Origin of the sequence: Ellagibacter isourolithinifaciens (assembly GCF_008831035.1) — a bacterium.
Classification (GTDB): domain Bacteria; phylum Actinomycetota; class Coriobacteriia; order Coriobacteriales; family Eggerthellaceae; genus Ellagibacter; species Ellagibacter isourolithinifaciens.
Genome location: NZ_WAJR01000008.1, coordinates 75,394 through 90,791, shown reverse-complemented (window position 1 = coordinate 90,791; position 15,398 = coordinate 75,394). Strand labels below are relative to the sequence as shown.

Sequence of the window (15,398 nt, the reverse complement as noted above, 5' to 3'; positions counted from 1 at the left end):
GTTATCGCCTTCGTTTACAGCTTGATCGGATCGCCCGGTTTGATGAAGAAGAGCTTCATCGCGATAAGTGCCATGTCCCGGGAACTCTCGCGCATGCCCGTTTCGACCCAACGCGTGATGACCCCCAGATACGCGCTCGCGTAGAACGCGACGTAATACTGCACGAACGGCTCGGGATTGTTGCGGTAGCGCTCGTGCAGGATGGTCTGGATGATTTCGGTGCACAGTGCATCGCGCACGCGGGGGCCGAAACTCGGATCGCCCTTAGGGCCCATCACCGCATGCAGGAAGTCGCCCTGTTCACGCAGGCAGTCGAACAGTTCCACTAAAAAAGGCATTGGGCGCTTGCTCACACGGTAGCGCATGACGTCTTTCAAGCCGATCGTCTGCATCTTTGCCTGAAGAGCCTCGAGGTCGGCCATGATGTCTCCCTCGAGCGCGCGAAGCAGCCCATCTTTGTCCCCGAAGATGTTGTAGAGCGTGCCGCGGTTGAGCCCCGCGCGAGCGCACAGGTCGCTTGCGGAGAACCCGTCGAGCCCGCATTCCTCCGTCAGCTCGATGAAGGCCTCGCGCAATGCCTGCTTCGAGCGCGTGATCCGCCGATCTTCAGAAGCGGCACCTTCGTTCGCCGAACATGCCATAAGCTCCACCCCCATTCAACAATCCGACCAATAATAAACATATTGTTCAATAGTGTGATTGTAGCGAGCTGGCACGCGAATGGCAACGGATGCACGCCGTGTTTACACAGGTTTTGTATGGAGAAAGAGGGGCCGGCCAAGACGCAGCCGAATCGTCTTCCCCCGCCGCACCAAATCAGCGCCGTTTTTCCCGCTAAAACGGTGACGGCTGCCGTTTCCCCTCCGAAAAAAGGTATCCTGTTCGAAGAAATCAACAGCCCACGCGCAATTCAAAACGCCCATTCGCGAGAGGGAGAGCATCTATGCAAATCACACCTGCCGAAATCGCCGAAACCCTGGCGATGGTGAACAAGGAGCACCTCGACATCCGAACGATCACGCTCGGACTGAACCTGCGAGGATGCACCGATTCGGACATCGACACGATGGCGCGCAAGGTCTACGATCGCATGACCACCGCAGCCGAGCAGCTCGTTCCCACCGCCGAACAACTCGAGCGCGAATACGGCATCCCCATCGTGAACAAGCGCATTTCGGTGACGCCCATCGCCGAAATCTGCGCAGCGACCGACGCCCGCGACCTGTCGCCAATCGCTGTGGCCATGGACAAAGCCGCGAAGGTCGTCGGCGTCGATTTCGTCGGCGGCTTCTCCGCCCTCGTGCACAAGGGCGCGTCGCGCGCGGACAACAACCTCATGGACTCCATCCCCGACGCCCTCGCGGCGACCGACTTTGTGTGCTCAAGTGTGAACGTAGGCTCAACGCGCGCGGGCATCAACATGGACGCCGCCTTCAAGATGGCGGGCATTGTGAAGAAGACCGCCGAAGCAACCGCCGATCGCCAGTGTATCGGCGCAGGTAAACTGGTCGTTTTCTGCAATGCCGTGGAGGACAATCCCTTCATGGCAGGTGCGTTCCACGGCTCGGGCGAGGCCGACGCCGTCGTGAACGTGGGCGTCTCGGGCCCGGGCGTTGTGCGTTCGGTGCTCGCCAACATGCCGAAGGACGCCGACATGACCGCCATCTCGGAAGCGATCAAGGCAACCGTCTTCAAGATCACGCGCGCTGGCGAACTCATGGCTCGCGAGGCGAGCAAACGCCTGGGCGTGACGAAGGGCATCCTCGATTTGTCGCTCGCGCCGACGCCGGCCGAGGGCGACTCAGTCGCGGAGATTCTGGAAACCATCGGCGTCGGAAAGTGCGGCGGTCCGGGCACTACGGCGGCGCTTGCCATGCTCAACGACGCGGTGAAGAAGGGCGGCGTCATGGCATCGTCGAGCGTCGGCGGTCTTTCAGGCGCGTTCATTCCCGTGTCGGAAGACGCCGGCATGATCCGCGCAGCCGAGGCAGGCGCCCTTTCCCTCGAGAAGCTCGAGGCCATGACCTGCGTCTGCAGCGTGGGGCTCGATATGATCGCCATCCCGGGCGACACGTCAGTGGAAACGATCTTCGGCATCATCGCCGACGAGTGCGCCATCGGCATGATCAACAACAAGACCACCGCCGTGCGCGTCATCCCCGCCATCGGCAAGAAAGTCGGCGACCGACTGGAATTCGGCGGCCTTCTGGGATACGCCCCCGTCATGCCCGTGAACGGGCACGCCGGCACTGTCTTCGCCCACCGCGGAGGCCGCATGCCCGCCCCGATCAACAGCTTGAAGAATTAACAATTGTCAATTCCAAGACAGCAAGAGGGGCCGAAGCATTCAACTTCGGCCCCTCTTCATATTGCAGGGAATCCCCGCTTCCTCATCTAGCGAAACCTCAGCACGTATCCGCAGGTCGGGGGTAGGTGCTTCCCGAACAGTGCCGCCGCAGGCGTCAAGCGCCGGCAGCGCTCGCATCGCGTAAAGCGCTCATCGTACACGCGGCACAACCGCGAGTCCTCGTCGAGGAACTCGCACGGCGCCGGGAAGTCGATGCCGACAGAGCCGTCTTCACCGACTTCCCGCTCATAGCAACACATTCCGCAGCGCAGGCACGCATTGTCCCACGAGCCGTCGAACCATGCCCGCAGCGCCGCAATCGACTTCGACATCGTCCGGCTAGTCCCGCGTCAGCTTGCGATGGAGACGATGCGGCTTCGAGGCCTCCTCGCCCAAGCGCTCGATGCGGTTCTTCTGATAGCTGTCGAAGTTGCCCTCGAACCAGAACCAGTTGCCCGGGTTCTCGTCAGTGCCTTCCCACGCGAGGATATGCGTGGCAATGCGATCGAGGAACATGCGGTCGTGGCTCGTCACGACGGCGCATCCGGGGAACTCGAGCAGCGCCTTCTCCAAGCTGGAAAGCGTCTCGACGTCCAGGTCGTTTGTGGGCTCATCGAGCAGCAGCAGGTTGCCGCCCTGCTTCAGCGTGAGCGCCAAATTCAGGCGATTGCGCTCGCCACCCGAGAGAACGCCAGCGGGTTTCTGCTGATCAGAACCTTTGAATCCGAAGCTTGCCACATACGCGCGGCTCGGCACCTCGGTCTCGCACACCATCATGTAGTCGAGCCCGTCGGAGACCACCTCCCACACGTTCTTCTTGGGATCGATGCCCTCGCGCCCCTGATCGACGTAGGAGAGCTTCACCGTCTCGCCCAGCTCGAGCGTACCCGAGGTCGGCTGCTCCTTGCCGACGATCATCTTGAAGAGCGTGGACTTGCCCACACCGTTCGGGCCGATCACGCCCACGATGCCGTTGCGCGGCAACTCGAACGACAGGTTGTCGATGAGCACACGGTCGCCAAAGCTCTTGCAGAGCCCGTCCACCTTGAGCACGTTCGCACCAAGGCGCGGACCTGCGGGAATGTGGATCTCGGTGAAGTCGACCTTCTTCGACTGCGCAGCTTCGGCCACCATCTGGTCGTAGCGCTCCAGACGTGCGCGGCTTTTCGCCTGGCGCGCCTTCGGGGACGAGCGCACCCACTCGAGTTCCTCGGAAAGGCGCTTCGCCAGCCTCTCGTCGCGCTGCTTCTGCGACGCCAGGCGTGCGGCCTTCGTCTCAAGGTACGTGGTGTAGTTGCCCTTGTAGGGGTACAGATGCCCGCGGTCGACCTCGCAAATCCACTCGGCCACGTTATCCAGGAAGTAGCGGTCGTGCGTGACGGCGAGCACCGCTCCTTGGTACTTGTGGAGGAACTGCTCGAGCCACAGAACGGACTCAGCGTCCAAGTGGTTCGTCGGCTCGTCCAAAAGCAGCAGGTCAGGCGCCTCAAGCAGCAAACGACAGAGCGCCACGCGCCTGCGTTCGCCGCCAGAGAGCACGTTCACCGGCATATCGGGGTCGGGGCACTGCAGCGCGTCCATCGCCTGCGAGAGCTGGCTGTCCAAATCCCAGCCGTCAACTGCGTCGATGGCATCCTGCAGTTCGCCCATTTCCGCCATGAGCGCGTCGAAGTCGGCGTCGGGCTCGGCCATGAGCCCGCCGATCTCGTTGAAGCGGTCGATCTTCGCCTTCACGTCGCCGAACGCGAGCTCGATGTTCTCGAGCACCGTCTTGTCCTCGTCGAGCGGCGGCTCCTGCTGGAGGATTCCCACGGTGTAGCCAGGCGTGAGACGCGCCTCGCCGTTGGAGACCTCCTCCATGCCTGCCATCAGCTTCAAAAGCGTGGACTTGCCCATGCCGTTCGGGCCGACCACGCCGATTTTCGCGCCGGGATAGAACGACAGCGTGACGTCGTCCAAGATCACCTTGTCGCCGTGCGCCTTGCGCGCCTTGTACATCTGGTAAATAAATTCGGCCATTCGATAGACTCCCTATTGTCCTGGTCATTGCATACGTGAGGCATATTGTATCAAGCAAACGTCCGCTACAGCTCGAATGCCTCCAAATCATCGGGCACTTGGAGGTTGCCGCCGTACACGCTGCGGCCTTCGGCGAGGTAGTGCTCCTTGCGATGCGCCAGGTCGTCATCTTCCGTATGGTAGAGCACGAGGTTCTCCACACTGAGATGCTCCGCCGTCGCGCATGCCTCGCGCACGGTCCCATGGTGAATCGGGTGCGGATTGTAACGCTCGATGTCGTCGTGGCGGCAGTAGGCCTCGTGGACAAGCCACGTCGCCCCTTCGACATGCGAGAAGTTCTTGCTGGTCAGAGGTTCATCCCCGCTGCAGGCGAGCACCTTGCCCGCGGAATATTCCATAGCGAACCCGAACTGCTTGGCCGAGCCGGTCGAGTGAATGTCGAAGAAGGTCACAGGGCGCCCGAGGATCTGCGCCGTGTCGCCGTCTTCGACCGCATGTAGGAACACGCGCTTGCCGATAAACGCCGACTCGCTCGGACGCAAGAGCATGTGTGCCAGCTTATCGGCGGCCGCCACGACCTCACCGTTTCCCCAGAAGTGGAATTCCCCCTGATAGTTACCGCACTCCATGCCGTAGCACACCACGCGGAGAATCCAAACGGACCCGAGCAGATGATCGACGTGGGTATGGGTGACGAACAGATCGTGGATGGAATGCCAATCGATGCCCGCCCGCTCGAGCTGGGTCAAGATGCCGTTCCCGCCGCCCGCATCGACGAGGAAGGTACGGCCCGGCGCCTTCCCCATCGCGTCGTCCTGTAGCGCGAAGCACGCGTTGTAGCATTTCGTTGCGAGCGCATGGCCGGTGCCGAGCATCGTTAACCGCATGGTAAAACCCTTTCGCTTCATGCCTTCAAGGCCTTTCGAGAATAGCCGAAGCCCTCCGAGAAAATCCGCTCTCGGAAAGCCTCGTCCAGCGGACCCCGGCACCTTTCGGGATAACCCCGGCCCCCTCCTGGATGAGGCCTTCGACATTATCCCCTGGCAGTCAGCGCCTTCTCGAAAAAGACGTTCAACCTTCCCAGAAGAGTCTTTCGGCCCCTTCGGGAAGCCCTGCCAAAAAAGAAGGCGCCGCTTTGCAAGCGACGCCTTCAGCCCTTCATCAGTTGCGACGTGAGTGAGGGCTATGCAGCTGAACCCATGCGGGTTCGTTAAAACGTTTCACGAACCACCAAGGTATCGAGCGGCTCGGTTTGCTCGTGGCGAGGACTCGGTTCAGCATCCTCGGCACTGTGCCCTACCATCATAAGGTCTACGAGCACATAATTGTTCGGGATATTGAAATTCTTTCGAATAATCGCAGAATCATACGCCCCAACCCAACAACTTCCTAGGTTTTCGGCAGCTGCGGCGTTCGCGATGTTGGTGAGGACAATCGACGTGTCGATGTCGCCGAAGTCGCCCGTTTCATAGCCGAGCCCCTTCGCTGACACGCCGGCATCGTAAGCGCCAATTATCACCGTGGGCGCACCGTAGCGGCAGCGCGTCGCCTCGTCGATCTTCGCAAGGCCTTCGGCGCTTTGCACCACGCAAAGGCGGAATGGCTGCGAGTTCTTCGCCGTGGGAGAAAGCTGCGCCGCCTGAAGCAGCACGTCGAGCTCCGCGTCGGTCAACTGCACGTCGGAAAAAGAGCGCACCGAGTAGCGCGCCTTCAGAAGGTCGAGGTATTCCTGCCCGTTCATGCTAACTCCTTCGGTCGATTGCAATTTGCCGAGAACAGTATAACCCTGAAGGCAGACGAGCCGAGCACGCGAAGCCGGGCGAACAGAGAAGGCTCGACAAGATCCCCCGCGAGAAGGCCGCGCCAAGGAAAGTCGCATCTTAGCCTTGAAAGACTGCACGGACGAGGTATTCCACATTCCCTTCCGCACCCTTGATCGGCGACTCGATGGTGCCCGTCACCTCGAAACCCTCGCGCTCAAGAGCGCATCGAACCTCTTCCACCGTGCGTGCGCGCACTGTCTCATCGCGCACGATGCCGTGGTCCGTCTCGTCGTGGCGGGACTCAAACTGGGGCTTGACCAGCCCTAAGAACACGCTCGCCGACGCGCCGTCGCTCGCTGGATGCGACAAGCGCGCGAAAGCGGGAGCCAGCACGGCAAGCCCGATGAAGCTCACATCGCACACGATCAGGTCGAACGGCGCGCCCAATTCCCCAGGATCGGCGAGCTTGATGTTCGTGCGCTCGAAAACGCTCACGCGCTCGTCGGTGCGAATCTTCCAAGCGAGCTGGCCGTAGTTCACGTCGACGCACGCCACATGCGCAGCGCCCGCCTGCAAAAGGCAATCGGTGAAGCCGCCCGTCGACGATCCGACGTCGATGCAGTTCAGCCCCCTCACGTCCTGCCCGAACGCGTCGAGCGCACCCTGCAGCTTATGCCCTCCGCGCGAAACGAACTGCTTGCGCCCACGCACAACGATTTCAGCATCGGGCGCCACCTTCACCGCAGCACTCGTGACGTACACATCGTCCACCTTCACCTCATGCGCGAGCACAGCGCGCAAAACCGTGCCTGCATCAGGAAAAACTCCCTGCTCAACAAGGAGTTCGTCAAGGCGTATTTTTTTCGGCTTTTTCGTCATAGGGGCATTATACAGACTCAGTACACGAACACAAGTTCGTTTTTATATGATACACTACACTCGTGCAAGGTGGCGGGCTACCCCCTATCCCATTAGGAGGTTGCTCATGGTTACCTATACGGAATTGTTCACATTCTGTCTGGTTGTGATAGCGGTTATCGAGCTTTCGTTACGCTTAAGAAAGTGAAGTAGCCGCCCCCGCTAAGACGGGAAACGGCTACTCCCACAAGCTCAAAACTTGCCAACGGGGTAGCTGCCGTAGCAGCGGCGAGCCACCTTGCACGCGTTCAGTATACCATCCTGGCCCGACGCTCGGCCGGACAATCCACCGTTAATCCTTCGGAAGCAAAAGCTGTGCGATCTGCACGGCATTAAGCGCTGCGCCCTTGCGAATCTGGTCGGCAACCACCCACATCGAAAGGCCATAGTCGACCGTGTCGTCGCGGCGAATGCGCCCCACGTAGGTGTCATTCGTGCCCGCGAGCAGGCCGGGCATCGGGTACACGTTGTTCGCGGGGTCGTCCATCACGGTGACACCGGGCGCTGCAGCGAGTGCCTCTCGGGCAGCCTCGGGCGTCACGTCGGCGGCGAACTCCACGTTCACAGACTCGCCGTGACAGCGCAGCACGGGAACGCGAACGCAGGTAGCGGCAACCTTCACGCCCGCATCACCCATGATCTTCTTCGTCTCGGCGACCATCTTCCACTCTTCCTTCGTGGAGTCGTCGTCGAGGAACTTGTCGATGTGCGGGATGCAGTTGAAGGCGATGCGGTGCTGGAACGCCGACACCGTGAGCTCGTCGTCGGGCGTGCCACCCAGAAACTCGCGCGTCTGGTCGTAGAGCTCGGCCATGGCGGGTGCGCCGGCGCCGCTTGCCGCCTGATAGGTCGAAACGACGACGCGGGTGATTTTTGCCAGGTCATAGAGGGGTTTCAGGGCAACGACCATCTGGATGGTCGAGCAGTTCGGGTTGGCGATGACGCCCGAGTGCCACGACACGTCGCCCGGGTTCACCTCGGGAACCACCAGGGGCACGTCCTCGTCCATGCGGAATGCGCTCGAGTTGTCAATCATGACGGCACCCGCGGCAACCACGGCCTCGCGCATCGCCTTGGAAACATCGGAGCCCGCAGAGAACAGCGCGATGTCGACGCCATCGAACGACTCGGAGGTCATTTCCTGTACAGTGAGCTCACCTGCGGGAACGTCGCCGCAACCCTCGAAGGGAAGCTTCTTGCCAGCCGAGCGCGCAGACGCGAGCGCGCGCACCTCGCTTGCAGGGAAGTCCAGGTCATGCAAGACCTTCAGGAACTCATTTCCCACAGCGCCCGTCGCACCGGCAACAGCAACAACTGGATGAGCAGGGATAACCTTCGTCCAAGCCATGTTTACCTCCCTATCGGCCCTTGTTCATCTTGGCGGCGATTTCTTCCGCCGAAAGCTGGGTTTCCACGAATACGCTGTCGGAATCCAGGCCGAAGGCGGAGTGCAGGCACTGGACCGCCTGAGCGGCCTGCGCGGCATCGACCACCACGGACAGGCGAATCGGGCTCGTGGAGATAGCCAGAATGTTGATGTCGTTTTGGCCCAGCGTCTCGAACGCCTTCGCGGCAACGCCCGGCGAGGACTTCATGCCCGTACCCACCAGGCTCACCTTCGCGATGTCCTCGTCGACGATGTAGGTGCGCGCATTGATGGTCGGCACGATGCGCTCGACGGTCTCGCGGGCGCGCGGCAGATCGCCGCCCGGGCAGGTGAAGCTGATGTCGGTGATGCCCGACTCCGACACGTTCTGAATGATCATGTCGACGCTCACCTGGTTGGATGCCAGCGCGCTGAACAGCTTCGCCGCCACGCCCGACATATCGGGAACGCCGCGAATCGTGACCTTGACCTCGGACGTGTCGTGCGCAATGCCGGTGATTACCGCTTCCTCCATGTCGGGAGCCTCCTTGATATACGTGCCCTCGGCGTCGGAAAACGCCGAACGGGAATGGATGACGACGTTCCATTTGCGGGCGAACTCGACGGCGCGCATCTGGAGCACGCCAGCGCCCGCGCCAGCGAGTTCAAGCATGTCGTCGTAGGAAATCTGGTCGAGCTTCTTAGCGCGCGGGCACACGCGAGGATCGGCGGTGAAGACACCTTCGACGTCGGAATAGATCTCGCACACGTCTGCTTTGATTCCCCAGGCCACAGCCACTGCCGTCGTGTCGGAACCGCCGCGACCGAGCGTGGTCATGTCATCGTTGTCGTCGATGCCCTGAAAGCCCGCAATCACGGGGATGATGCCCTTGTCGACCGTCTCCATGATGCGGTCGGATCGCACGCTGACAATCTTCGCCTTGTTGTGCGTTCCGTCCGTGCGGATGCCCGCCTGGCGGCCCGTGAAGCTCATGGCGTGATAACCCTGCGCCTCGAGTGCCATGGCCAGAAGCGTCATCGACACCTGCTCGCCGGTCGAAAGGAGGCGGTCAAGCTCGCGCGCTGGAGGGTTCGTGTTGAGCGCGTTTGCAAGTCCTACCAGCTCATCGGTCGTTTTTCCCATCGCCGAGACGACGGCGACCACATCGTCGCCCGCCTTCTTCTTGGCGATGAGCTTGTTCGCGACCATCTTGATACGCTCGGGCGACGCGACCGACGTCCCCCCGAATTTGCATACGACTAACGACATCTCGATCTTTCTTTTGAAAGGGAAACCTTTGCGCCACTATACCAAACGGCTCGGGATACACTCCCGAGCCGTACACGAGCGAGCGATTTTCCATGCCGAGTACACCAAGCCGCACGTCGCGCGGGGAAAGCATGCGATCCCGATCCGAGCGTAGACCGTCATGTGCTCGGAGCACCGGCGACTTGCACGCCACACGCCGACCACGTCCCACAAGCGGCGCCTCGGCCGCTACTCTCCTGCCGCCGTGCCCTCGGGCATCTTCAAAAGCAGCACGAAACCGACGATGAACAGCACCGCCACGGAAAGGACGCCGATCGAGCTCGAACCCGTCAACTGGGTGAACACGCTCACGAGCAACGTGCCCATGATGGCTGCGTACTTGCCGAAGATATCGAAGAAGCCGTAGTACTCGTTGGCGTGTTCCTTGGGGATGAGCTTGCCGAATTCGCTGCGCGAGAGCGCCTGGATGCCGCCTTGGAACAGGCCGACGCAAATCGCGAGCACCCAGAACTCGGCAGCGCTGCGCAGGAAGAACGCCGCGAACAGCGTGATCAAAAAGTACGCGAACACGGCGATGAGCAGCATCTTCTTCGTGCCGAAACGCCCCGCAAGGCGCCCGTAGGCGATCGCCGAGGGGAATGCCACGAACTGCGTGACCAGAAGCGCCAGCACAAGGTTCGTCGAGCTGATGCCCAAGTCGGTGCCGTAGCTCGTAGACATCGCGATGATCGTGTGCACGCCGTCGATGTAGAAGAAGAACGCCAGCATGAACATCATGAGCCTGTGGTCGTGGAAAATCTTCTTGCACGTTCCCACAAGGCCCGTAATCGTGTTCTTGAACAGATGCTCCTCGCGCGGCTTGTAGTGCGTCTGGTGCACGTCGCGCCAGATGGGAACGCTGAACGCGAGCCACCACACCGCCGTGATGACGAACGAGATCCGGATGCCATCAAGCTGCCCAATCCCAAAGTTCTCGCCGAACAGCACGAGCACCAAGCAGATGATGAACGGCACGCACGACCCGATGTATCCCCAGGCGTACCCCTGCGACGACACTTCGTCGTAGCGCTCCTCGCTCGATGCAGCGTCCACAAGGAAGGCGTCGTAGAACACAAGCGACGCGTTCAGCATGACCGACGACACCACGTAGATCACGAGGAACACCATCGCGTCGGAAGGAATGCCCATCACGGCGAGCGTCACCGCGCCCGTGCCGATGGTGCCAGCAAGGAACTTCTTCTTGTTGCCCTTCAGATCGGCGAGGCTACCGAGGAACGGCATGAGCAACGCCAGCACAAGCGAGGCCACCGTCGACGCGTATCCCCAGGCCACAACCGCAGAAGAATTCGGGTCGGCAATCGCTGAGAAATAGATGGGGATAAGCGTCGATGCAAGAAGCACGTAGGCGGAATTGCCCACGTCGTAGAGGACCCAGCTGCGCTCGGGTTTCGTCATATGGGTGCGCGACAACGCAACGCCTTTCACTCAAAGTTCGGAAAATCCCTGCTCACGCGTCATGGCAGCCTATGTAAAACGTACGCAAAGACGCATGGGGGACGTTAACAAGCCGCTCATCATTGTATATGATGCTTTACTTAGCGACAGTAAAATTCCCGTCAGGGGCTCAAAGGATGGAGTTCAGACTATGCCGGCAATCATCACGCACGACACGTTCGGGCAGGACGCCTACGCGCGTCATTTCTCCTCCATCGGCGGAACGAAGGACGAGGCTGAGGCATTCCTCTTGGGAAACCAAGGGCCCGACCCGCTGTTCTATTCCATCGCCAATCCCCTGCTCTCGTCGGTCCATCGACTTGGGAACATCATGCACAAGGAGAAGCCGAACGAGATACTCGTCGCCTTCAAGCAAGCGATCGGCGCACTCGACGAGGCGGACCGCTCCGTCGGGCGCGCCTATGCGCTTGGGTTCCTGGGCCACTACGTGCTCGATTCGACCATGCATCCGCTCGTGTACTTCCACGAGTTCCAGCTGTGCGATGCGGGCGAGCCGGGCCTTTCGCGCGCGGACGGCAGCGAGGTGCACGCTGTCATCGAGAGCGAGTACGACGAGATGGTGCTCACGGTGAAGCGCGGCGAAACGGTGGCGACGTTCAACCCGGCCGTGAACATCCTCAAGGGTTCCGATCGCATGCTGCGCATCGTTTCGCTTTTGTACGCGAACATGGCGTTCTCCGTGTTCGGCAAGATCATCCCGCGCAACGCGTTCGGCGACGCAGTGCGCTGCTTTCGCCTGGTGCAGCATCTCTTCCATTCGGGCTCTGGCGTGAAGCGCGAGGCCATCGCGCGCATCGAGGAGTTGGTACGCCCGTACTCGTTCTATCGCGCGATGAGCCACCGCGCGATCTTGGCGGAGACGTGCGCGTACGACAACCGTGAGCATGCCACCTGGGAGAACCCCTTCACGCATGAGAAATCGGCCGACAGCTTCTGGGACCGCTACGAGAAGGCGCAGCAGCGTTTCGACGAGGTGAGCTCGCTGTTCGACGCCGACGGCTTCAACGCGGAGACGGCGCGCGCCATCACGCGCGACCTCAACTTCTCCGGCGAGCCCGTCGAGGCGAAGCTGCTCGCGGTGGAGTAAGGGCGCGGGTGCGACAATCTGCCTTCTCGAAAAATCGGGGCCTCACAAGCGTACGGCCCTTCTTGTCGCGCGGCCCCCTTCGGCCCGCGCGCAGCTCGATTCCCTATACGCTTCCCTTACGCGAAGCCCCACAGGCTGCAGAGCGCCGGCAGAAGCGTGCAGGTTAGCGCGATTATCAAAAGCGTCGGGATCCAGCCAATCTTCGCCATGTCGGCGAAGCGGTAATACCCAGTCGAATAGGTGAGGATCGGCACGCAGTCGAGTGGCAGAATGTAGGCGAGCGACGCCTGCCACGCTACCACCATCAGCATGCAGTACATGCCGATGCCGAAGTCTCCCGCGATAACGCCGAACGGGTACGCCAGAATGCTCGCAACCGCCGGCCCCACGGGCACGATGTTGTGCACGATCGCGCCGATGGTCGACAGCACGGCGAGCACCACCACGGGCACCTTCCAGCTTTCGGGAAGCGCGCCCACAACGGCGTTCACGATCCAGTCGCCGGCACCTGTGGCAACCACGAAATGCGCAACCGACAAAATGCACATGATCATAACCAGAACGCCCCAGTTCATGCGCGAAACAAGCTCCTTGAACTGCAGCGTGGAGCAACCCGGCACCGAAAGCGCCACCACCGCGCAGATGGCGATCATGGCGGTGTTCAGCACGCTGATCCACGAACTTAGGATCCAAAACACCATGGCCAGCGCGATGATCACGATGGTGGCAATTTCAGGCCGCGTGATCTTGCCCATGCCGGAAACCTCGGCCATGGTGGCGTCGATGGATTCCTGCGAAATCTCTTCGGGCTTGAAGAAGCGCGTGATCACGAACCACGAAGCGAACAGCATGATAATGCAGAACGGAAGGCCGATCATCGACCATTCCACGAAGCTCATGTTCACGCCGAACAGCGACGAGAACAGCCCCACGGTGACAACATTGCAGCCGTTGCCCGTCATAACCGCGCAGCCGCCGGCGTAGCTTGCCCACGGAATGGCGATCATCATGGCCTTGCCCATGGGCGACTTCAGCTTCTCGGCGTGGTTCAGCTCGAGCAGGCGCTTGCCAACAGAAATGAATACGCCGCATGCGGCCACGTCGGACATGAAAAAAGACAGGAACGCCGTCGCGCACATGAACCCGAGGAGCATCTTGTTCGTGTTCGTGCCCGACCATTTCAGCACGAAGGCCGCGATGCGGGTGGGAAGCGTCGTCGCATCGAGCGCGACCGTGAAGGCGAACGTGCCCATAAGGAAGAACACCGTCGATCCCATGGCGTTCTTGTACGCCTCGTCGAACGTGCACACCCCCATGATGGGCATCATGATCAAAATGAGCAGCGCCGTTGCCGGAAGCGGCAGCGATTCGGTGATCCACAAAAGGATGCCGGCGGCCAAAATACCCAGCACCATGCGTCCTTCGTAGGTGAGCCCCGGCGTGGCCGGAGCCAGTGCGGTCACAGCGATGACGATCGCCGCGATGATGATGAACAGGATGCTCCGCGGCCTCAAACCCGCGGGCTTCAACGCTTGAGCCATGCTACCCCCTAGTGCTCAGCTTATCCTTGTTTCCCCTTGAGCGAGAAAACCCTCGCCGTCGGCTTTCACGCGACGGCGAGGGTTAATACGTTGTGCGAGCTTACGCGGCGCCGAGCATCGGCGGCAGGATGAGCAGAACGGCGCTGAAGAACACCATCGTGGCGATGGTGACGGGCAGGCCGCCCTTCCACATCTCGTTGAACTTGTAGTAGCCGCCCGCATACGAAACCAGAAGCACAGAATCGAGCGGAACCAGGAAGCACAGCGCGCACCATAGAGCCAGCATGACGATGGTCGCGGTGTAGTTGCCGCCAACAGCTCCCACAAGGCCGATGACCGGGGCGGTGACGAGCGCTGCCAGGCCGGGGCCAGAGGGGAAGAAGTTGTGGATGATGGCGAGCACCACGCTGATTACCATGAACAGCGCGAAGAAGCTCATGCCGGAGGTGACGCCCAGAAGCATGTTCACGATCCAAGCGACCGAGCCTGCGGCCGACATGGCAGCAACGATGCCGTTGATGGAAGCCATCATGAGCAGGATGTCCCACGGGCTTTCGGAGCGGTACTGCTTGGTGGTGATCATGGACGTGCCCGGCAGGAACAGAAGGCCGAGCGCGAACAGAGCGACGAACGTGGTGTTCAGGATAGGCAGCCACGAGCTTGCGATCCAGCACACCAAAGCCACGACCAGAACGCCGATGTTGAACTTCTCCTTGAAGTCCATGGGCGGCAAAGCGGAAACCTCGTCCAGGAACTTCTTCACCGTCTCATCGGAAAGCGGCTCGGGCTTGTACACCTTGATGAGGATGAACCAACAGGCCACAAGCGAAAGCGCCACGGGAATGATGGTGTAGCCGAACCATTCGGCGAACGTGATGGTAACGCCGCACGCGCTTTCGGCAAGGCCCAAAACCACGACGTTGATCGGCGTGCCGGAAGGAAGCAGGCAGCCGCCGAACATGACGGCGAACGGAATGGCGAGCGCCAGACAGCGGCCCATGTTGGACTTGCCCTTTTCAGCGCCAGCGGCGCGCAGAAGCGAGGCCGCGAATCCCATCATAATAGCGGTGAGCGCTATGTTGGACATAACGGTGGAAATGATGGCGGAGATGACCATGAAGCCCAAGATGACCAGGTTGATGTTGCCCTTGGTCATGCGCACCACCATCGCGATCAAACGCTGAGGGAACGTGGAGACGCCCAGAAACGTGGTGAAGCCGAAGATGCCGACGAACATCCACAGCGAGCTCGTGAACGTTGCGGCCCAAATGGTGTTGTACGCCGCGACTCCCAAGAACCCGCACAGCGCCACCATCACCAAAGACGTTATGGGCAAAGGCAGAGCCTCGGTGGCCCACATAACCACGGCGGCCAGAAGCACCATAATCGCCGATTGCCCCTCGCGGGACAGATCAGGGGACCACAGCGGCCCGAACTGGCCTACGAGGATCAACACGATAGCGACGGCTATCCAGACCCATTTGAACTTAACCTTGTTCTTGCTGACTTTTTCAGCCATGTTTTCCCTTCCTTCTCCTACTTGATGAGCCCGCAGCATCCTAACGCATAGAA

The 15,398-nt window shown here is 60.9% G+C and carries 13 protein-coding genes; 2 read left to right on the top strand and 11 right to left on the bottom strand.

The features are described from left to right. Positions 1–14: 14 nt before the first annotated feature. On the bottom strand, positions 15–656 hold the full coding sequence (locus F8C90_RS04895; protein WP_246155787.1) for a TetR/AcrR family transcriptional regulator: 642 nt from the start codon (positions 654–656) through the stop codon (positions 15–17). A 287-nt stretch (positions 657–943) separates the two neighbouring features. Here F8C90_RS04895 and F8C90_RS04890 point away from each other — a divergent pair, with 287 nt between their 5' ends. Continuing rightward, entirely contained in the window at positions 944–2,308 is a 1,365-nt protein-coding gene (locus F8C90_RS04890) for a PFL family protein (protein WP_158049339.1), read from the top strand. A gap of 86 nt (positions 2,309–2,394) precedes the next feature. On the opposite strand, the gene F8C90_RS04885 is transcribed toward F8C90_RS04890, so the two are convergent. The 8 genes from F8C90_RS04885 to F8C90_RS04850 all read right to left on the bottom strand — a co-directional run bounded on the left by F8C90_RS04885 (position 2,395) and on the right by F8C90_RS04850 (position 11,138). Next, positions 2,395–2,679: a CxxCxxCC domain-containing protein gene (locus tag F8C90_RS04885; protein ID WP_158049338.1), complete on the bottom strand. Its 285-nt coding sequence runs from the start codon at positions 2,677–2,679 to the stop codon at positions 2,395–2,397. Between the two features lie 7 nt (positions 2,680–2,686). After that, complete coding sequence (gene ettA / locus F8C90_RS04880; RefSeq protein WP_158049337.1) at positions 2,687–4,366, bottom strand: energy-dependent translational throttle protein EttA; 1,680 nt, start codon at positions 4,364–4,366, stop codon at positions 2,687–2,689. Positions 4,367–4,431: 65 nt separating this feature from the next. Next, positions 4,432–5,253 (bottom strand): MBL fold metallo-hydrolase, encoded by an 822-nt coding sequence (locus F8C90_RS04875; protein WP_158049336.1) that lies wholly within the window; start codon positions 5,251–5,253, stop codon positions 4,432–4,434. A gap of 323 nt (positions 5,254–5,576) precedes the next feature. Further along, positions 5,577–6,107: a nitroreductase family protein gene (locus F8C90_RS04870; protein ID WP_170264549.1), complete on the bottom strand. Its 531-nt coding sequence runs from the start codon at positions 6,105–6,107 to the stop codon at positions 5,577–5,579. A 139-nt stretch (positions 6,108–6,246) separates the two neighbouring features. Continuing rightward, entirely contained in the window at positions 6,247–7,008 is a 762-nt protein-coding gene (locus F8C90_RS04865) for a TlyA family RNA methyltransferase (RefSeq protein WP_158049334.1), read from the bottom strand. A gap of 331 nt (positions 7,009–7,339) precedes the next feature. Beyond that, positions 7,340–8,395, bottom strand: a complete 1,056-nt coding sequence (locus tag F8C90_RS04860) for an aspartate-semialdehyde dehydrogenase (RefSeq protein ID WP_158049333.1) — start codon at positions 8,393–8,395, stop codon at positions 7,340–7,342. 10 nt (positions 8,396–8,405) lie between these two features. Then, positions 8,406–9,683: an aspartate kinase gene (locus F8C90_RS04855; protein ID WP_158049332.1), complete on the bottom strand. Its 1,278-nt coding sequence runs from the start codon at positions 9,681–9,683 to the stop codon at positions 8,406–8,408. Positions 9,684–9,911: 228 nt separating this feature from the next. After that, entirely contained in the window at positions 9,912–11,138 is a 1,227-nt protein-coding gene (locus F8C90_RS04850) for an MFS transporter (protein ID WP_158049331.1), read from the bottom strand. A 190-nt stretch (positions 11,139–11,328) separates the two neighbouring features. Between F8C90_RS04850 and F8C90_RS04845 the strand changes: the two genes are divergently transcribed. After that, complete coding sequence (locus tag F8C90_RS04845) at positions 11,329–12,285, top strand: zinc dependent phospholipase C family protein (RefSeq protein ID WP_158049330.1); 957 nt, start codon at positions 11,329–11,331, stop codon at positions 12,283–12,285. A 116-nt stretch (positions 12,286–12,401) separates the two neighbouring features. Here F8C90_RS04845 and F8C90_RS04840 read toward each other — a convergent pair whose 3' ends face one another. Together F8C90_RS04840 and F8C90_RS04835 are read right to left on the bottom strand one after the other, a co-directional pair. Continuing rightward, complete coding sequence (locus F8C90_RS04840; RefSeq protein WP_158049329.1) at positions 12,402–13,826, bottom strand: SLC13 family permease; 1,425 nt, start codon at positions 13,824–13,826, stop codon at positions 12,402–12,404. Positions 13,827–13,926: 100 nt separating this feature from the next. Next, entirely contained in the window at positions 13,927–15,345 is a 1,419-nt protein-coding gene (locus F8C90_RS04835) for an SLC13 family permease (RefSeq protein ID WP_170264548.1), read from the bottom strand. Between the last annotated feature and the right edge of the window lie 53 nt (positions 15,346–15,398).